This window comes from Cellulomonas flavigena DSM 20109 (assembly GCF_000092865.1).
GTDB lineage: Bacteria > Actinomycetota > Actinomycetes > Actinomycetales > Cellulomonadaceae > Cellulomonas > Cellulomonas flavigena.
In genome coordinates, this window is record NC_014151.1 from 940,145 (window position 1) to 958,148 (window position 18,004).

The following is an 18,004-nucleotide window of genomic DNA, read 5'->3' on the forward strand; positions in this document are numbered from 1 at the left end:
CCGTCGTCCGCGCACCGACGACCAGGAAGACGTACCGATGACCGACGTGATCTCGTCCCGCTCGGACCCGCAGGTCCAGCGGATCGACGACCTCGTGCGCCGCCCGCGCGCGGCCACGAAGACCCTCCTCGTGGAGGACCCCGAACCACTGACGCACGCGCTCGGCGCGGGTCTCGAGGTGCTCGGCGTGTACGCGCTCGAGGGTGCGGACGTGGGCCCCGGGCTGGGGGCCGCCGCCCGGACGCGCGGCGTCGCGATCCAGGAGGTGGCGCCCGCGGTGTGGAACGAGCTGTTCCGCGGCGAGCGCAAGCCCGACGTCGTGGGCGTCGCGCGGACCCCGCGCCCGACCAGCCTCGCGGACCTCGCGGGCCGGCCGGGGGACGTCGTGGTGCTCGACGGCGTGCGGATCGTGGGCAACGTCGGCGCGGCGGTGCGCACGGCGTACGCGCTGGGCGCGGCGGGCGTCGTGCTGGTCGACAGCGACCTCGCGCACCCGCTGGACCGCCGCGTGGTGCGCGCGAGCCGCGGCTACGTCTTCTCGCTCCCGGTGGTGCTCGCCACGCGCGAGGAGGCCACCGCGGCGCTGCGGGAGCTCGACGTGCCGCTGGTGGCGTTCGAGGCGGCCGGCGAGCTCGGCACGGGGGACCTGGCGGCGCTGGGGGAGCGGCTCGCGCTGGTCTTCGGCAGCGAGAAGCGCGGGGCGTCGGCGGAGCTGACGGCCGGGGCGCGGACGGTGTCGATCCCGATGCGCACGGCCGCGGACTCGCTCAACGTGTCGGTGGCGGTCGGGATCGCGCTGGGGGCCCGGGCCGTGCGCAACCTCGCGTCCTGACGCGTCGCGCGGGGGCCTTGACGCGGTGACCACGACGGACAACACTTAAGCAATCGCCTAAGTGTTGTCCGTCGTCGCGTCCCCCGGAGGTCACCATGAGCACCGTCGCCGCACCCCGCTCGGTCGTCCACTCGACCTTCGTCGTCGAGCGCGCGTTCGACGTCCCCGTCGCGCGCGTCTGGCAGGCCTTCGCCGACCCCGTGCAGAAGCACGAGTGGTTCGGCACCAGCGACGCCTGGGACACCCTCGAGGACACCGACGACTTCCGCGTCGGCGGCACCGCCGTCAGCGAGGGCGAGTTCCACGGTGGTCCCCTCAGCCGCTACGTGGCGACGTACACCGACATCGTCGACGAGCAGCGCGTCGTGCTCACGTACGACATGTGGCTCGACGGCGTACACATCTCCACGTCGGTGGCGACCTACGAGCTCACCGCCGACGGCCCCGACCGCACCTCCCTGCGCTACACCGAGCAGGGCACCCACCTCGACGGCCTCGACGACCCGGCCGGCCGCGAGCAGGGCATGCGCGGCATCTTCGACACCCTGGCGGCGTACCTGGCAGGCTGAGGCCCTCATGCCCCACCTGCTCGGCGCCGACCGCGTCCACCTCACCCTCGGTACCCGCACCCTCCTCGACGGCGTCAGCCTCGGGGTCGACGACGGCCAGCGCATCGGCGTCGTCGGGCCCAACGGCGCGGGCAAGTCCACGCTGCTGCGCGTCCTCGCGGGCCGCCAGGAGCCCGACTCCGGCCGCGTCACGCGCGCCGGCGGCACGCGCGTCGCGCTGCTCGACCAGCGCGACGAGCTCATGACGGGCACCGTGCTCGACGCGGTGCACGGCGACGCCGACGCGCACGAGTGGGCGTCCGACGCCCGGATCCGCACGGTGCACGCCGGCCTGCTGGCCGACGTCGCGCTCGACGCCCGCCTCGACGAGCTGTCCGGCGGCCAGCGGCGGCGCGTCGCGCTCGCGGCGCTGCTCGTGCGCGACGACGAGGTGCTCGTGCTCGACGAGCCGACCAACCACCTCGACGTCGAGGGCGTCGCGTGGCTCGCGTCGTACCTCGTCGAGCGGTACGCGCGCAGCAACGGTGCGCTCGTCGTCGTGACGCACGACCGCTGGTTCCTCGACGCCGTGTGCACGCGCACCTGGGAGGTCCACGACGGTGTCGTCGACCAGTACGACGGCGGGTACGCCGCCTACGTGCTCGCGCGGGCCGAGCGTGCGCAGCAGGCGGCGACCACCGAGGCCAAGCGGCAGAACCTGCTGCGCAAGGAGCTCGCGTGGCTGCGCCGGGGAGCGCCCGCGCGCACGTCCAAGCCCAAGTTCCGCATCGACGCGGCCACCGCGCTGATCGCCGACGAGCCGCCGCCGCGCGACTCGCTCGCGCTCGCCCGCACGGCCACGGCCCGGCTCGGCAAGGACGTGCTCGACCTCGAGGACGTCACCTACACGCTGCCCGACGGCCGCGTGCTGCTCGACGACGTGACGTGGCGGCTCGGCCCGGGGGACCGGTACGGCGTCGTCGGCGTCAACGGCGCCGGCAAGTCGACGCTGCTGCGGCTGCTCACCGGCCGCGCGCAGCCCACGTCCGGGCGCGTCAAGCGGGGGAAGACCGTGCAGGTCGCCGAGCTGCGGCAGGACGTCGAGGACCTCGACGAGGTCGCCGACCTGCGCGTCGTCGAGGCCGTCGAGCGCGAGAAGAGCACGGTCGTCGTCGGTGGCAAGGAGCTCACCGCGAGCCAGCTGGTCGAGCGGCTCGGGTTCACGCGCGAGCGCGCCCGGACCCCCGTGCGGGACCTGTCCGGCGGGGAGCGCCGCCGTCTGCAGCTGCTGCGGCTGCTCGTCGCCGAGCCCAACGTGCTGCTGCTCGACGAGCCCACCAACGACCTCGACACCGACACGCTCGCCGCCGTCGAGGACCTGCTCGACGGCTGGCCCGGCACGCTCGTCGTCGTCTCGCACGACCGGTACCTGCTCGAGCGCGTGTGCGACCGGCAGGTCGCGCTGCTCGGCGACGGGCGGCTGCGTGACCTGCCGGGCGGGATCGAGGAGTACCTCGAGCGGCGGGCCGCCGCGCTCGCGGGCGGGCCCGGCGCGTCCGGTGTCGGCGCCGCGGCTGCGGCGGCCGAGGCCGGTGACGCTCCGACGGTCGTCGAGGCGTCCTCGCCGCCCGCGCCCTCGGCCGCCGAGGTGCGCGCCGCCCGCAAGGAGGTGCAGCGCATCGAACGTCGGCTCGAGAGGATCGCCGCGCTCGAGTCGGACCTCCACGACCGCATGGCCGCCCAGGCCACCGACCACCAGGCGGTCCTCGCGCTGGACGCCGAGCTGCGTGCGCTCGCCGCCGAGCGTGAGGAGCTCGAGGTCGCGTGGCTCGAGGCCGCCGAGACCGCGGGCTGAGCCGTGACGCCGGGCGGGACGGTGCCGAGCGGCACCGCCGACCTCGACGCGCTGTTCCACGCGCTGTCCGATGCGACGCGCCGGGCGATCGTCGAGCGGCTCACGCACGGGGCCGCGTCGGTGAGCACGCTCGCGGAGCCGTTCGCGATGTCGCTGCCGTCGGTCGTGCAGCACCTGGGCGTGCTGGAGCGTGCGGGCGTCGTGGAGTCCGAGAAGACGGGCCGCGTGCGCACGTACCGCCTGGTGCCGGACGCCACGGCACCGGCGCGCGCGTGGCTGGGTCGGCACCGGCTGCCGGCGGAGCAGCGGCTGGACCGTCTCGCGGAGCACCTCGCCGGCGCGCCGGACGCCTGACGCGGCGCACCCGTCGGGTCGTGGTCAGGCGGTGCGGCGCGGCAGCGCCCCTGCGGCGACGGTGTGCGTCCCCACCTGCAGCACGAGCAGGCCGAGGACCGCGAGCAACGGGCCCGTCCAGCCGCCCGACGCGGTGTGCAGCGCGCCCAGCACGCTCGGCGTCACCGCCGCCACCGAGTACCCCACGGTCTGCACCGTCGCGGACATCCGCCGCACGTCGGCCGGGGAACCCGCCGCCGCGGCAGCCACGGTGAACAGCAGGACGAAGTTCGCCCCCTGGGCGAGCCCCGCGAGCGTCGCCCACACCGCCCAGCCGCCCGGCGCGAGCAGCAGACCCACCGGCAGCGACAGCCAGCACGCCGCGACGCCCACGACCACGACCCGCGGCGGCACCCGGCGGGCGAGCACGAACGGCGCGAGCACGCTGCCCAGCACGCCGAGGACCTGGAACAGGGACGCCGCGGCGCCGGCGGCCGCGCGGCCCAGTCCCGCGTCGTCGTGCAGCACCGACGGCAGCCACGTCGTCGCGCCGTAGTACGACGACGCCTGCCCGACGAACGCCGCGCACAGCAGCCAGGTCACGGGCCGGCGCAGCACGTGCACCGCGGGCCCGGTCGCGACCGTCCCGGGGACGCTCGTCGGCGCGGCGGGCGGCCCGTCCACGCCTGCGTGCACGCGCGCCCAGACGGCCAGCGCCACCACGGCCAGCGCGCCCCAGGACGCCAGCGCCCACCGCCACCCCATGAGCGACGCGAGCGGTGCGGTCCCGAGGGTCGTCAGTGCGGCCCCGGCGTTCATGACGGCCGAGAACAGCCCCATCGCACGCGGCACCTGCGTGGGGAAGTCACGTGCGACCACCGTCGGCACGCCGACGTTGCCGACCGTGACCGCAGCGCCGATCACCAGCATCCCCGCGAACGCGCCCGGGACGCCGCCGAAGGACCGCAGCAGCGTCCCGGCGAGGATCGCCACCAGCGTGGCCGCCAGCATCCGCGTCGTCCCGGCTCGCGCGAGCGCGACCGCTGCCACCGGCGTGAGCGCCGCGAAGCAGAGCACGGGAACCCCGGTGAGCAGTCCCACGGCGGCGGGCGTCAGCGCCAGGTCGGCGCCGACGTCCTCCACGACGGGCGCGAGCGCGGTGATCGGCCCGCGCAGGTTGAGCGCGACGAGCAGCAGCGCCGCCAGCAGGACCCCGCCGCGCGCGTGGCGGGCGGTCACGCCGTCACGACGCGTCGAACAGGGTGAGCACGTCGCGCAGCAGCTCGGCGAGGCGCTCGCGGTCCGCCTCCGGCAGGTCGCCGATCAGGTCGCGCTCGACGGCGAGCAGGGCGCTGAACGCCTCGTCGACGCGTCGCAGGCCTGCGGGCGTCAGCTGCACGAGGACGCCGCGGCGGTCGTCCGGGGAGGGCATGCGCTCGACCAGTCCCTGCTCGGCGAGGCGGTCGATGCGGTTGGTCATGGTGCCGCTGGTGACCAGGGTCTGGGTGAGCAGCGCACCGGGGGACAGCCGGTAGGGCTCGCCGGCGCGGCGCAGCGCCGCGAGCACGTCGAACTCCCACGTCTCCAGGTCGTGCCGCGCGAACGTGGCGCGGCGCGCGAGGTCGAGGTGGCGCGCGAGCCGGCTGACGCGCGAGAGCACGGTCAGGGGCCGCACGTCCAGGTCCGGGCGCTCGCGCTGCCACGCGAGGACGATGCGGTCGACCTCGTCGCGGGGCGGGCGGCCGGTGTCGGTCTCGGCCATGGGCGTCAGGTTAGTCGACGTCGAGACGTTTCCAGGCGGTCCGACGCGGGCGAGCCGGGCCCAGGATGACGCGCGTGGCCTGCGACGATGCGCTGCGCGCGGTCGCAGCGGGTGAGATCGGGGCGCCGTGGGCACTTTGGGGGAGACTGGGCGCTACTGTGCCGCGTGTCAGGCCCCGGCCGGTCCACGGCCCGGGTCCGCAGCACCCTGAGCCGGAGGACCACCGTGGGATTCATCAAGGCATTCGCCGGGGCGATCGGCGGCACGCTCGCCGACCAGTGGAAGGACTTCCTCACGCCCCCGGACGGCCTCGCGCCGACGGCGGCGATCTTCCCCGCGGTGCCGCGCGGGCAGAACGCCGGCCGCGGGTCGAACACCAAGGCGTCCGAGAACATCATCACCAACGGCAGCCGCATCGTCGTGCCCGAGGGCGTCGCGCTGCTGACGTTCCAGGACGGGCAGCTCACGGGCCTCGTCGCCGAGCCCGGCGGGTACGAGTACCGCTCGGAGGACCCGAACTCACGGTCCGTGTTCGCGGGTGACGGCATCCTCGCGTCGACGGTCCTGACGTCCTGGGAGCGGTTCAAGTTCGGGGGCCGGCCCGGGTCGCAGCAGCTCGCGTTCTACGTGAACCTCAAGGAGATCCCGAACAACCGGTTCGGCACCCAGTCGGAGATCTACTGGGACGACGCCTACCTCAACGCGCAGGTCGGGGCGGTCACGCGCGGCACGTACACGCTGAAGATCGTCGACCCCGTCCTGCTGGTCAAGGGCTTCGTGCCGCTGACGTACCTCACGCCCGGCGGCCCCGTGTTCGACTTCTCCGACCTCGACAACCCGGCGGCCGGCCAGCTGTTCACCGAGGTCGTCAGCTCGCTCGCGGGCGCCTTCTCGCGCTACACCAACGACCCGTCGCAGGGGAACCGCATCACGCGGATCCAGAGCGACACGGTCGGCTTCGGCCTCGCGCTCGCGGGCGCGGTCGAGGAGGGCTACCAGTGGGTGTCGCAGCGGGGCCTGCAGATCGTCAAGGTCGCGATCGCCGCGATCGAGTACGACGAGGACACGCGCGCGCTGCTGTCCGACGTCAAGAAGGCCGACGCGCTCGGCGGTGCCCGCGGCAACTCCTTCCTGCAGCAGTCCGTGGCCCGCGGCATGCAGGCTGCCGGCGAGGGTGGGGGCGGCGCGGCCAACATGGCGGTGCTGGGCCTGGGCCTCAACGCGGCGAGCGGTGCGGCCGGAGCCCTCCAGCAGCCCGTGGGGCAGCCCGCCGCCGCGCCCGCGGCGGCGCCGGCCGCCGACGACCCGGTCGCCAAGCTCACGCAGCTCAAGCAGATGCTCGACCAGGGCCTCATCACGCAGGACGACTACGACGCCGCCAAGGCGAAGGCGCTCGGCCTGTAGGCATGAGCGACGTCCACGCCCCGCAGGCCGGGGCCGAGGGGACGCCCGACCCGGGCACGGGGGCCACCCCCGCGCCCGGGTTCCCGGGCGTCGAGCCGCCGGACGGCCCCCGCGTCGTCAGCACCGAGGGCGACCGCGGCGACGGCATCGTGCGCTGCGAGCGCTGCGGCGCCTCCGACGCGTCGCTCAACGTGGCGACCGGCATGCTGCGCTGCAACTTCTGCCGCCACGAGTGGCGCACGGAGAACGCGCTGGCGTCGTTCGACCTCGACGGCGCGATCGGCGACCTGCGCGGCGTCGTCGTGGGGTCCGGGACGGCCGCCGTCACGGCCGACCCGGCGGTGACGCTGAAGTGCACCGCGTGCGGTGCGGAGGTCGTCATCGAGGCCGGCGTGCAGGCGCGCTGCCACTGGTGCCGCAACACGCTGTCGCTCACCGAGCAGGTGCCCAACGGCGCCGTGCCGGACATGGTGCTGCCGTTCAGCGTGACCAAGGCCGACGCCGTGACGAGGGTCGCGGAGTTCGTCGGCAAGCGGAAGTTCTTCGCCCACCGGCAGTTCAAGGCGGAGTTCTCCCCCGAGAACGTCCTGGGCGTGTACCTGCCGTACATGGTCGTCGACGTCAACACGCGTGCGCGGCTCACCGGTGAGGGCGAGCACCAGACGCGCTCGTACACGGTGCAGGTGCGCAACGCCAAGGGCGAGACGCACAGCGAGCGGCGCTACGACGCCGACGTGTACGACGTGCGCCGCACGTTCGACCTGCACGTCGACGACCTGACGGTCGAGTCCTCGACCGAGCGGCTCGACCGGGACACGTCCCGCACGTCCAACAACGTGATCAACACGATCCTGCCGTTCGACGTCGAGAACAGCGTCCGCTACGACCCGCGCTACCTGCAGGGCTTCACCTCCGAGCGGCGTGACGTCGACGTCGACGGGCTGCGTGGCGCCGTGCACCAGCAGGTGCGCGACATCGCACGCTGGCGGGCCGACGAGACGATCGGCTTCTACGACCGCGGCGTGCGGTGGGACACCACCGACCTCGACGTGCAGGGCGAGCGCTGGGTCAGCGCCTACCTGCCGGTGTGGCTCTACAGCTACCTGCAGACGAGGAAGGACGGGTCGACCCTGCTGCACTACGTGGCCGTCAACGGCCGGACCGGGGAGACGATGGGCAGCGTGCCGCTGAACTGGCCGCGACTCCTGGCGGTGTCCGCCGTCGTCGAGGCGGTCGGCGCCGTGGCTGCGGCAGTCCTGTGGGTGCTCTCGTGACCGGCGTCGTCGCCCTGGACGTGCTCGCCGCCGCGGGCGACGTCCTGGCGAGCGCCGGCGGTGGCGAGGGTGACGGCAGGGGACTGGTCCTCCTGCTGCTGCTCGCCGGGCCGCTGTTCGCCGGGTGGCAGCACCTGCGCTACCGCAACACCGACAAGCGGCACCACCACGAGTCGGAGACGCGCTCGCAGATGCAGGACGTGCAGGCGGACGACACCCTCACGGGTCGCCGCACGGGCCTGAAGAGCGCGCGGATGCAGGGCGCGAACAGCCGCAAGGTCACGACGCGCTGACGCGGTCCGCCGCGCACCGACCGGCCGGGCGGCGCCCTAGGGGCTGGGTTGCGTCAGCTCCGGGCGCCGCTCGAGCCCCTCGAGCCCGTTCCACGCGAGGTTGACGAGGTGCGCGGCGACGTCCGCCTTGCGCGGGCTGCGCGCGTCGAGCCACCACTGGCCGGTGAGCGCGACCATGCCGACGAGCATCTGCGCGTACATCGGCGCGGTCCTGGGGTCGAGGCCCTGCTTCTTGAACTGCGCGCCCAGGAGGTGCTCGACCTGCGACGCGACGTCGCCGATGAGCGAGGAGAACGTGCCGGTGGCCTGCGCGACCGGTGAGTCGCGCACGAGGATCCGGAACCCGTCCTCCGACGCCTCGATGTACGACAGCAGTGCGAGCGCCGTGCGCTCGACCATGACCTTGGGGTGCCCACCCTGCTCGAGCGCGTCGGTCAGCGCACCGGTGAGGGCCTGGATCTCGCGGTCGACGACGACCGCGTAGACGCCCTCCTTGCCGCCGAAGTGCTCGTACACCACGGGCTTGGACACCTCGGCGCGGGCCGCGATCTCCTCGACCGAGGTGTTGTCGAACCCCTTCTCGGCGAAGAGCTTGCGCGAGACGTCCAGCAGCTGCGCGCGCCGCTGGGTGCCCGTCATGCGCGCGCGGGACCGCTTGGCGTCGGACGACATCCGGCCATTGTGCCGTGCCGAGCCGCTGCGCAGCGACGACGCGGCGGGACGACCTGGCAGACTGGGGCGCCGGTCCGCCCTGGTGTAACGGCAGCACGCAGGCCTTTGGAGCCTTGCGGTCCAGGTTCGAATCCTGGGGGCGGAGCCCCGCCGCGCGACTCCCGTGAGCGCCGCGTGAGGCGAACGGGACGTCAGCCGTCCAGTTCGCTGCACAGGCGCTGCACAGGACGGGGTGACGCGGGGCGGCTAGCGTCGTGGGTCAGTCTCGCCGGCGTGGTCCGGTGGGGGCCGACGACGGGAGGCGGGCGACGCATGGCGCAGGCGGGGCGGCGTACCGTGGTGGTGACCGGTGGCGGCACCGGGATGGGCCGTGCGGTCGCCGACCGGTGCGTGGCCGACGGGGCACGGGTGGTCGTCGTGGGGCGTCGGCTGGAGCCGCTCGACGCGGTCGTGCGGGGGCACGGCCCTGACGCGGTGACGGCGGTCGCGGCCGACCTCACGGACCCCGACGACGTGCAGCGCGTCGCGGAGGTGCTCGACGGCACGGCGGTCCACGTGCTGGTCAACAACGCCGGCGGCGTCGGCGGTGCGGCGTCACCCGGGCTGCACGGCCGCCTGGAGGCGTGGCGCCGCGTCCTCGACCAGAACCTGCTGTCCGCGATGCTGCTCACCGAGACGCTCTGGCCCGCGCTGGCGCGGCCCGGCGGCCGGGTCGTCTCGATCGGCTCGATCGCGGGCCAGCGCGGCGGCGGTGGCGCGTACGGCGCCGCGAAGGCCGGGCTCGTGGCGTGGAGCGCCGAGCTCGCGGCCCGGGGCGGCCCGGACGGGATCACCGTCAACGTCGTCGCGCCGGGCTACGTCGAGGACACCGAGTTCTTCGACCCGGGCGGCCGATCGTCGCGCCACGACGCGCTCGTCGGCCAGACGCTCGTCGGGCGCGCGGGCACGCCTGCGGACGTGGCGGCTGCCGTGGCGTACCTCGCCGGCCCGGACGCCGGGTACGTCACCGGGCAGGTGCTGAGCGTCAACGGGGGTGCGTACCTCGGTCGCTGACCGCGTCGGTGCGCCCGGCGCGCGCACGTCCCGTCACCAGCACGGTCACCGCGAACACCAGCGGCACGGCGGCGCTGAGCAGCAGCCCCGCGCGCAGGCCCGTGCCCGCGTCGCCCGGCAGTGCCGCGGCCAGGCCGGCCAACGGGCCGTCGGCCGCGTCCGCGAGCAGCCCGGCGCCCAGCGGGCCGAACGTGCCGCCCGCGTCGCCGGCGAGCGCGAGCACCGCGAACATCGCGGCACCACCCAGCGGGAACCGCGCCGACGTCAGCGAGAACGTGCCGGGCCACAGCAGCGCGACCGCGAGCCCGCACAGCGCGCACGCGACGAGGCTGACGACCGGCACGGTGGCGGTGGCCGCGACGACGTAGCAGACGGCCGCCGCGGCCCCGGACGCCGCGAGCAGCGGCCGCAGCGGCACGTCGTGCCCCCACACCCCGTACGCGGCGCGGCCCAGCCCCATGAGCAGCGCGAACAGCCCCGGGCCCAGCAGGTCACCGACCTCCTTGGGCGCGCCCGTGCCCTGCTCGGCGAAGAACGAGGACCACTGCGCCATCGTCAGCTCGGCGGCGCCACCGGTGGTCATGAGCACGAGCGCCGCGAGGAACAGCGGCGTGCCGAACAGTGCGCGCAGCGGCGTGCGGTGCTCGTCTGGCACGGTCGCGGGCATCGGCACGCGCAGCAGCACGACGAGGTTCACCAGCGGCACGACCGCCCACAGCACCGGCAGCACCGGCCACAGCCCGGTGCCGAGCACGGCGAGCAGCGCGGTGGTGAGCACGACGACCGCGAGCTGCCCCCAGCAGTAGAACGAGTGCGCGAGCGCCATGCCCGCGGCCTTCTCCTCCGGCGGGCTCGGCAGGTGCTCGACGACGGGGGAGACGAGCACCTCGAGCAGACCGCCGCCGACGCCGTAGACGACGACCGCGACGCACAGCCCGACGAACGGCGAGGCGAGCACGAGAGGCAGGACCGCGAGCAGCACCAGGCCGAGCGCCGCGAGCGCGTGCGCCAGCACCAGCGGCCGGCGGTACCCCACCCGGTCGACGACCCGCACCGCCCCGAGGTCGGTGAGCAGCTGCACACCGAAGTTCAGCGACGCGAGCACCCCGAGCTGCGCGACCGGCACGTCGAGCGACGTGTGGAAGACGACGAACAGCAGCGGTGCGAGGTTGTTGACGATCGCCTGCACGACGTAGCCCGCGTGGGCGGAGCGGCGGGTGGCGACGTAGGTGAGCGCGGGCACGGGGTCCTCGGGTGGTGCGGCGGCGGGGCTGCGGCCACTGTCGCACGCGCACCGCCGCGCACCACCCGCGGGGCGGGCGTCAGTGCGCGGGGCGCGCCGTGCCCTGGGCCAGCCGGTCGATCCACGCCAGCGCCAGCGCGGAGGCGACGAACGCGACGTGGATGAGGGTCTGCCACATCATCGTCTCGCCGCTCACGTCGCCCACCGACGACTCGATGAACGTGCGCAGCAGGTGGATCGAGGAGATGCCGATGATCGACATCGCGAGCTTGGTCTTCAGCACGTTGGCGTTGACGTGGCTCAGCCACTCCGGCTGGTCCGGGTGCCCGTCGAGGCGCATGCGGGACACGAACGTCTCGTAGCCGCCGATGATCACCATGATGAGCAGGTTGGAGATCATCACGACGTCGACGAGGCCCAGGACGATGAGCATGGTCGTGGCCTCGCCGCCGAACTCCTCCATGCCCTTGACCTCGTGCCCGAAGACCGAGAAGTCGATCAGGTGCCACAGCTCCTTGAGGAACTGCCACACGTACACGATCTGCGCGACGATCAGCCCGAGGTACAGCGGCAGCTGCAGCCACCGCGAGAAGAAGACGAGGGACGAGACGGAGCGCGCGTAGGGACGGCTCGGCTCGGTCGGCTCCACGGTCGCGGGGGTCGACGACGTCACGGTTCTCGTTGCGGACGGGGCGGGGCCCGACCCGTGCGGGTCGGCGACGTCTGAACGCGCGCCGGGGCCCCGGGGTTCCCGCGGCGCCCTCCACGGCGCAGGAACGGTCCGGGGCCCGGCGGCGGTCCCTACGCGGTGAGCACGCGCTCGGCCGCGCTCGCCGCGAGCTCGTCGGGCGGCCACGTCACGCTCAGCGACCACCCGCGCTCGTCGGTCTCGAGCGGCTCGAGCGTGGCGAGCTGGCTGTCGAGCAGCGCCGGCGGCATGAAGCGGTCGAGCCGTGCCGTCATGCGCGCGGCCAGCAGGTCGCGCGTGCCGGTGAGGTGGACGAACACCGTCCCGGGTGCCGCGGTGCGCAGGGCGTCGCGGTAGCGGCGGCGCAGCGCCGAGCACGCCACGACGAGCCCGTCGGGGGCCGCGGCGATCTCCGCGCCCACCGCGGCGAGCCACGGCGCGCGCTCGTCGTCCGTCAGCGGGACGCCACGGCTCATGCGGGCGACGTTCGCGGGCGGGTGCAGCGCGTCGGAGTCGAGGAACGGCACGCCCAGCAGGCGGGCGAGCGTCGAGCCCACGGTGGACTTGCCGCACCCCGCGACGCCCATGACGACGACGCGGGGCACGGCGGCCCGACCCGGCCGCGACGCTGCGGCGCGGGTGGTGGGGTGGCCGGTGGCGGTCATCGCGCTCACCAGTCGTGGACCGTGCCGTCGGCGAGCCGGTTGTACGGCAGGTACGCCCGCTGGTACGGGTACTTGCCGGCCTCGTCGAGGTCCATGGTGACGCCCAGGCCGGGCTGGCCGCCCGGGTGCAGGAACCCGTCGGTGAACGTCATGGACTGCTGGAAGACCTCGTTGGTGCGCTCACCGTGCTGCATGTACTCCTGGATGCGCCCGGCGGGCTGGGCGGCACGGGCAAGCTCGTCTACGCGCACGTCACCTACGCCCTGCTGGGCCTGGCGACACGCAGAGCACCGCCACGCTCGACGGCATCCGGTACGTCGCGGGCTTCGTCCCGGCGGTGTTCATCACGATCGGCGTGCTGATCATGCTCGTGTACCCGCTGACCGAGAAGGTGCACGCGCGGATGGTGGCCGAGGTCGCCGAGCGCCGCGCCGCGCGCGCCGGCGCGACCGACGCCACGACGGGGGAGGGCGCATGACCCACGACGACCGCCTGCTGCCGCTCGACCCGGGCGTGCGCGCGCTGGCCCGCGACCTGTACAAGCAGGTCCGCGACCTGCCGATCCTCTCGCCCCACGGCCACGTCCCCGCGCAGCTCCTGCTCGACGACGAGCCGTTCACCGACCCCGCGTCGCTGCTCGTCACGCCGGACCACTACGTGACGCGCCTGCTGCACGCGTCGGGCGTCCCGCTCGAGACGCTCGGCGTGGGCCGCGGGCCGCTCGACGAGGCCGATGCCCGGACCGCCTGGCGTGCGCTGTGCACGCACTGGCACGTGTTCCGCGGCACGTCGGTGCGGTACTGGCTCGACTCGACGCTGCGTGACGTGCTCGGGACCGACCTGCGGCCCGGCCCCGACACCGCCGACGAGCTGTACGACGCGATCACCGACCGGCTGGCCCGCCCCGACTTCCGGCCCCGCGCGCTGCTGCGACGGTTCGGCATCGAGGTCCTCGCCACCACGGACGATCCGGTCGACGACCTCGCGGCGCACGCCGCGCTGCGCGACGACCCGACGTTCACCACGCGCGTGCTGCCCACGTTCCGGCCCGACCGGTACCTCGAGCCCGCGGCGCCCGGTTGGGCCGACGCGGTCGAGCGGCTGGGCGAGGCCGCCGGCACGTCCACGGTGACGTACGCCGGGTGGGTGGCGGCGATGGCCGACCGGCGCGCGTACTTCCGGGCGCACGGTGCGGTGTCCAGCGACCACAGCCACGAGGACGTGGGCACGGCACCGCTCGACGACGCCGACGCCGAGCGCCTGTACGGCCGCGCGCTCGTCGGCTCGGTGAGCGCCGCGGAGGGCGTCGCGCTGCGCCGGCACATGCTGCTGGAGATGGCGCACCTGTCCACGCAGGACGGCCTGACGATGACGCTGCACCCGGGCGTGCGGCGCAACCACCACGGGCCCACGGCCGAGCGGTTCGGCCCCGACACGGGCCACGACATCCCGCTGCCGGGCGCGTTCACCGACCACCTGCGGCCGCTGCTCGAGCGCTACGGCACGCACCCGGACCTGCGTGTGGTGCTCTTCACCCTCGACGAGTCCGTCACGTCCCGCGAGCTCGCGCCGCTGGCCGGGTTCTACCCGTCGGTGTACGTGGGGACGCCCTGGTGGTTCCTCGACGCGCCGGCCTCGATCCGGCGGTGGCGCGAGTCCGTGACCGAGATCGCCGGCCTGAGCAGGACCAGCGGTTTCATCGACGACACGCGGGCGCTGCTGTCGATCCCGGCGCGGCACGACATGGCGCGCCGGCTCGACGCCGGCTTCCTCGCGTCGCTGGTCGCCGAGCACCGGCTCGACGAGGACGAGGCGGCGGGCGCGCTCGTCGACCTGGTGGCGGGCCGCCCGCGGGAGGTCTTCCGGCTGTGAGACGTGGGCGACGCACCGCGGCCGCGGGTGCGGTGCGTCGCCGGGGGCCCACGGAGCAGCGGTAGAGTCCCATCACGGCAGAACCACCGCCCGCATGCGGGCAGACCCGCGAGGAGCACCCCCTGGTGACCGTCCCCCGCCCAGCCGCCGTCGTCGTCCTCGCAGCGGGTGAGGGCACCCGCATGCGCTCCGCCACCCCCAAGGTCCTGCACACCCTCGGCGGGCGCAGCATGGTCGGCCACGCGCTGGCCGCCGCCCGCGCGCTCGAGCCCGACCGCGTCGCCGTCGTCGTCCGCCACGAGCGCGAGCGCGTCGCCGCGCACGTGCTCGGGACCGACCCGGACGTGCTGCTCGTGGACCAGGACGACATCCCCGGTACCGGGCGTGCCGTGCAGCTCGCGATGACGGCCCTCGACGCTGCGGCGCAGGCCGCCGCGGCGGACGCCGCCGCGACGGGTCACGACGTGGGCGGCGCCGCGGCCGACTCGGTGCTCGGTGGCGCGGTCGTCGTCGTCGCCGGCGACGTCCCGCTGCTCGACGCGGGCACGCTGGGCCAGCTGCTCGCGGCGCACGCCGCCGACGGCAACGCCGTCACCGTCCTCACCACCGAGGTCCCCGAGCCGACGGGCTACGGCCGGATCCTGCGCGAGCCCGGGACGGGTGACGTGCTGGGCATCGTCGAGGAGAAGGACGCGACCGACGCGCAGCGCGAGGTCACCGAGATCAACACGTCGGTGTACGTCTTCGACGCCGGCGTGCTGCGCTCCGCGCTCGCGCGCCTGGGCCGCGACAACGCGCAGGGCGAGGTGTACCTGACCGACGTGCTCGCGATCGCGCGCGGCGACGGCGGGCACGTGCGCGCGCTGCGCACCGACGACCGCATGAGCGTCGAGGGCGTCAACGACCGCGTGCAGCTCGCCGCCCTGCGGGCCGAGCTCAACCGCCGCGTCCTCGACGACTGGATGCGCGAGGGTGTCACCGTCGTCGACCCCGCCACCACGTGGGTCGACGTCGACGTCGAGCTCGAGCGCGACGTCACGCTGCTGCCGGGCACGCAGCTGCACGGCGCGACCGTCGTGCGCGAGGGCGCCACGGTCGGCCCCGACACCACGCTCACCGACGTCGAGGTCGGCGCCGGCGCGATCGTCGTGCGCACGCACGGCTCGTCGTCCGTCGTCGGCGAGGGCGCGACCGTCGGCCCGTTCGCGTACCTGCGCCCCGGCACCGAGCTGGGCGCCCAGGGCAAGATCGGCACGTTCGTCGAGACGAAGAACGCGCAGATCGGCACGGGGTCGAAGATCCCGCACCTGTCGTACGTCGGCGACGCGACCATCGGGGAGCACTCGAACATCGGCGCCGCCTCCGTCACCGTCAACTTCGACGGCGTCAACAAGCACCGCACGGTCATCGGCTCCCACGCGCGCACCGGCTCGGACAACATGTTCGTCGCACCCGTCGTCGTCGGCGACGGCGCGTACACCGGCGCCGGCACGGTCGTGCGCCGCGACGTGCCGCCGGGCGCGCTCGCGGTCAGCGCCGGCGCGCAGCGCAACATCGAGGGCTGGGTCGCACGCTCGCGCGCCGGCACTCCCGCGGCCGAGGCCGCCGCCCGCGCCCGCGGCACCCGCGACGTCGCGGGCCTGTCGCCGCAGGCGCGCGCGGAGCTGGAGCGTGCCGCGACCGCCGCCATCCCGGTGACGCCGCCACCGCGGCTGCCGGGCCAGCCGGCAGAGCTCGACGACCCGACGGACACCCCCGCGGGCAGCACCACGACCGAGGGCGGGCAGCAGCGATGACCGGCATCATCAGCCACGACGGGGAGAAGCGACTGGTCCTGGCCTCGGGCCGGGCCCACCCCGAGCTCGCGCAGGACGTGGCGGACTCCCTGGGCATCGAGCTGCTGCCGACCACCGCGTACGACTTCGCCAACGGCGAGATCTACGTGCGGTTCGGGGAGTCCGTGCGCGGCAGCGACGCGTTCGTCCTGCAGTCGCACTGCTCGCCCATCAACCAGTGGATGATGGAGCAGCTCCTCATGGTCGACGCGCTCAAGCGTGCGTCGGCCAAGACGATCACCGTCATCGCCCCGTTCTACCCGTACGCGCGGCAGGACAAGAAGCACCGCGGCCGCGAGCCGATCTCGGCCCGTCTCATGGCGGACCTGTTCCGCACCGCCGGTGCCGACCGCATCATGAGCGTCGATCTGCACGCCGCGCAGACGCAGGGCTTCTTCGACGGCCCGGTCGACCACCTGTGGGCCCAGCCGATCCTCGTCGAGTACGTGCGTACGCGCGTCGACACGTCGAACGTCACGGTCGTCTCGCCCGACGCGGGCCGCATCCGCGTCGCCGAGCAGTGGGCCGCGAAGCTCGGCGGAGGGCCCCTGGCGTTCGTCCACAAGACGCGCGACATCCGCAGCCCCAACAAGGCCGTCTCCAACCGTGTCGTCGGTGACGTCGAGGGTCGCAGCTGCGTCATCGTCGACGACCTGATCGACACCGCCGGCACGATCGCGGGGGCCGTGCGCGTCGTCCTCGAGGCGGGCGCCAAGGACGTCATCGTGGCGGCGACGCACGGCGTGCTGTCCGACCCCGCGACGGAGCGACTGCAGGAGTGCGGTGCGCGCGAGGTCATCATCACCGACACCCTCCCGATCGCCGAGGAGCGTCGCTTCCCGCAGCTCACGGTGCTGTCCATCGCCCCCCTGCTGGCGCGCGCGATCCGCGAGGTCTTCGACGACGGCTCGGTGACCTCGCTGTTCGACGGGAACGCCTGACGTGCCGGGCCCCGCGCACGGCGAGCACCCGCACGGCGGGCTGACCGTGCGCGGGTCCGGCGCGGCCGACGCCGTCCCGGACGTCGTCGTCGCCGAGCTGGCGACCGAGGTGCGGGCGGCGGACGTGAGCGCGGCGCTGCGCGAGGCGACCGACGCGCTCGCCGCCGTGCGGGACGCGCTGCGCCACGAGGGCGTCGACGACCGCGCGGTGCGCACCGGCAGCACGTCGACGTGGACCGAGCAGTCCGGTCCCGAGGGTGAGGTCCTGCGGGTCGTGGCGCGGCTCGGGCTGGTCGTCACGCTGCGGGACGTGGGACGGGCCGGGGACGTCATCGGCACCGCCGTGGCGGCGGGCGGCGCGCCCGTACGGCTCGGGGGCCTGCGCCTGGTCGTCAGCGACCCGGGCGGTGCGCAGACCGCGGCGCGCGAGGCCGCGTGGGCGGACGCGGTGGCCAAGGCCGAGCACCTCGCCGGGCTGGCAGGACGCGCCCTGGGGCCCGTCCTGCGGGTGCAGGAGGACGAGCCGGGTGGTGCGGCGACCCCGCGCTTCGCGCGCGCCCGGGCGGAGACGCTCGCGCTCCCGGTCGAGCCCGGCGAGCAGACCGTGCAGGCCGCGGTGACGGTCACGTGGGCGTGGGCCGACGCGACGGTCGAGGACGGCCCCGCAGTCCGGTAGGATCGTCAGGTTGCCTCGGCGAGGGACGACGGACGGTCGAACCGGATGCACCTCCGGC

At 74.7% G+C, this 18,004-nt stretch carries 19 protein-coding genes, 1 tRNA gene and 1 pseudogene; 14 read left to right on the forward strand and 7 right to left on the reverse strand.

Annotated features, from left to right (window positions below; genetic code table 11):
* Positions 1 to 37: 37 nt before the first annotated feature.
* The 4 genes from CFLA_RS04335 to CFLA_RS04350 all read left to right on the forward strand — a co-directional run bounded on the left by CFLA_RS04335 (position 38) and on the right by CFLA_RS04350 (position 3,589).
* Positions 38 to 832, forward strand: a complete 795-nt coding sequence (locus CFLA_RS04335; RefSeq protein ID WP_013116107.1) for a TrmH family RNA methyltransferase — start codon at positions 38 to 40, stop codon at positions 830 to 832.
* A 95-nt stretch (positions 833 to 927) separates the two neighbouring features.
* The gene (locus tag CFLA_RS04340; RefSeq protein ID WP_013116108.1) at positions 928 to 1,401 is read left to right on the forward strand and encodes an SRPBCC domain-containing protein; all 474 of its coding nucleotides are present in this window, start codon (positions 928 to 930) and stop codon (positions 1,399 to 1,401) included.
* A gap of 7 nt (positions 1,402 to 1,408) precedes the next feature.
* Entirely contained in the window at positions 1,409 to 3,235 is a 1,827-nt protein-coding gene (locus CFLA_RS04345) for an ABC-F family ATP-binding cassette domain-containing protein (protein ID WP_013116109.1), read from the forward strand.
* 3 nt (positions 3,236 to 3,238) lie between these two features.
* Positions 3,239 to 3,589 carry an ArsR/SmtB family transcription factor gene (locus CFLA_RS04350; RefSeq protein ID WP_245530302.1) on the forward strand — a complete coding sequence of 117 codons (351 nt, stop codon included), beginning with the start codon at positions 3,239 to 3,241 and terminating at the stop codon, positions 3,587 to 3,589.
* A gap of 24 nt (positions 3,590 to 3,613) precedes the next feature.
* On the opposite strand, the gene CFLA_RS04355 is transcribed toward CFLA_RS04350, so the two are convergent.
* Positions 3,614 to 4,807: an MFS transporter gene (locus CFLA_RS04355; protein WP_013116111.1), complete on the reverse strand. Its 1,194-nt coding sequence runs from the start codon at positions 4,805 to 4,807 to the stop codon at positions 3,614 to 3,616.
* A 4-nt stretch (positions 4,808 to 4,811) separates the two neighbouring features.
* On the reverse strand, positions 4,812 to 5,330 hold the full coding sequence (locus CFLA_RS04360; protein ID WP_013116112.1) for a MarR family winged helix-turn-helix transcriptional regulator: 519 nt from the start codon (positions 5,328 to 5,330) through the stop codon (positions 4,812 to 4,814).
* A gap of 225 nt (positions 5,331 to 5,555) precedes the next feature.
* Between CFLA_RS04360 and CFLA_RS04365 the strand changes: the two genes are divergently transcribed.
* The 3 genes from CFLA_RS04365 to CFLA_RS04375 are packed head-to-tail and all read left to right on the forward strand — an operon-like array spanning position 5,556 to position 8,301.
* Positions 5,556 to 6,734 (forward strand): SHOCT domain-containing protein, encoded by a 1,179-nt coding sequence (locus CFLA_RS04365; RefSeq protein ID WP_013116113.1) that lies wholly within the window; start codon positions 5,556 to 5,558, stop codon positions 6,732 to 6,734.
* 2 nt (positions 6,735 to 6,736) lie between these two features.
* Positions 6,737 to 8,008: a hypothetical protein gene (locus CFLA_RS04370; protein ID WP_013116114.1), complete on the forward strand. Its 1,272-nt coding sequence runs from the start codon at positions 6,737 to 6,739 to the stop codon at positions 8,006 to 8,008.
* On the forward strand, positions 8,005 to 8,301 hold the full coding sequence (locus tag CFLA_RS04375; RefSeq protein WP_013116115.1) for a hypothetical protein: 297 nt from the start codon (positions 8,005 to 8,007) through the stop codon (positions 8,299 to 8,301). Before CFLA_RS04370 ends, CFLA_RS04375 begins: the two co-directional genes overlap by 4 nt.
* Positions 8,302 to 8,337: 36 nt before the next feature.
* On the opposite strand, the gene CFLA_RS04380 is transcribed toward CFLA_RS04375, so the two are convergent.
* Positions 8,338 to 8,940 (reverse strand): TetR/AcrR family transcriptional regulator, encoded by a 603-nt coding sequence (locus tag CFLA_RS04380; RefSeq protein ID WP_043599766.1) that lies wholly within the window; start codon positions 8,938 to 8,940, stop codon positions 8,338 to 8,340.
* Between the two features lie 106 nt (positions 8,941 to 9,046).
* On the opposite strand from CFLA_RS04380, the gene CFLA_RS04385 reads away from it, so the two are divergent.
* Positions 9,047 to 9,118 (forward strand) — tRNA-Gln (locus CFLA_RS04385).
* Positions 9,119 to 9,285: 167 nt separating this feature from the next.
* Complete coding sequence (locus CFLA_RS04390) at positions 9,286 to 10,026, forward strand: SDR family NAD(P)-dependent oxidoreductase (RefSeq protein WP_013116117.1); 741 nt, start codon at positions 9,286 to 9,288, stop codon at positions 10,024 to 10,026.
* Here the strand turns inward: CFLA_RS04390 and CFLA_RS04395 are convergent.
* From CFLA_RS04395 to CFLA_RS04410, 4 genes and pseudogenes are all read right to left on the reverse strand, one after another.
* Positions 9,998 to 11,269, reverse strand: a complete 1,272-nt coding sequence (locus tag CFLA_RS04395; protein ID WP_013116118.1) for an MFS transporter — start codon at positions 11,267 to 11,269, stop codon at positions 9,998 to 10,000. The two genes, CFLA_RS04390 and CFLA_RS04395, sit on opposite strands and share 29 nt — an antisense overlap.
* 79 nt (positions 11,270 to 11,348) lie before the next feature.
* Entirely contained in the window at positions 11,349 to 11,942 is a 594-nt protein-coding gene (locus CFLA_RS04400) for a TIGR00645 family protein (protein ID WP_013116119.1), read from the reverse strand.
* Positions 11,943 to 12,070: 128 nt separating this feature from the next.
* Positions 12,071 to 12,622, reverse strand: coding sequence for a gluconokinase (locus CFLA_RS04405; RefSeq protein ID WP_013116120.1), 552 nt, complete (start codon positions 12,620 to 12,622; stop codon positions 12,071 to 12,073).
* A gap of 5 nt (positions 12,623 to 12,627) precedes the next feature.
* Positions 12,628 to 12,828 (reverse strand): annotated as a pseudogene (locus CFLA_RS04410) (bifunctional D-altronate/D-mannonate dehydratase); the annotation flags it as partial.
* Positions 12,829 to 12,959: 131 nt separating this feature from the next.
* Here CFLA_RS04410 and CFLA_RS20325 point away from each other — a divergent pair.
* From CFLA_RS20325 to CFLA_RS04430, 5 genes are all read left to right on the forward strand, one after another.
* The gene (locus CFLA_RS20325) at positions 12,960 to 13,100 is read left to right on the forward strand and encodes a hypothetical protein (protein ID WP_013116121.1); all 141 of its coding nucleotides are present in this window, start codon (positions 12,960 to 12,962) and stop codon (positions 13,098 to 13,100) included.
* Positions 13,097 to 14,494, forward strand: a complete 1,398-nt coding sequence (gene uxaC / locus CFLA_RS04415) for a glucuronate isomerase (RefSeq protein WP_013116122.1) — start codon at positions 13,097 to 13,099, stop codon at positions 14,492 to 14,494. Before CFLA_RS20325 ends, uxaC begins: the two co-directional genes overlap by 4 nt.
* Before the next feature lie 125 nt (positions 14,495 to 14,619).
* The gene (gene glmU, locus CFLA_RS04420) at positions 14,620 to 16,290 is read left to right on the forward strand and encodes a bifunctional UDP-N-acetylglucosamine diphosphorylase/glucosamine-1-phosphate N-acetyltransferase GlmU (protein WP_013116123.1); all 1,671 of its coding nucleotides are present in this window, start codon (positions 14,620 to 14,622) and stop codon (positions 16,288 to 16,290) included.
* Positions 16,287 to 17,270 (forward strand): ribose-phosphate diphosphokinase, encoded by a 984-nt coding sequence (locus tag CFLA_RS04425; RefSeq protein WP_013116124.1) that lies wholly within the window; start codon positions 16,287 to 16,289, stop codon positions 17,268 to 17,270. The genes glmU and CFLA_RS04425 overlap by 4 nt, the downstream gene beginning before the upstream one ends.
* A gap of 1 nt (position 17,271) precedes the next feature.
* A complete protein-coding gene (locus tag CFLA_RS04430; RefSeq protein ID WP_013116125.1) occupies positions 17,272 to 17,946 on the forward strand; it encodes an SIMPL domain-containing protein in 675 nt (224 codons plus the stop codon).
* Positions 17,947 to 18,004 lie beyond the last annotated feature (58 nt).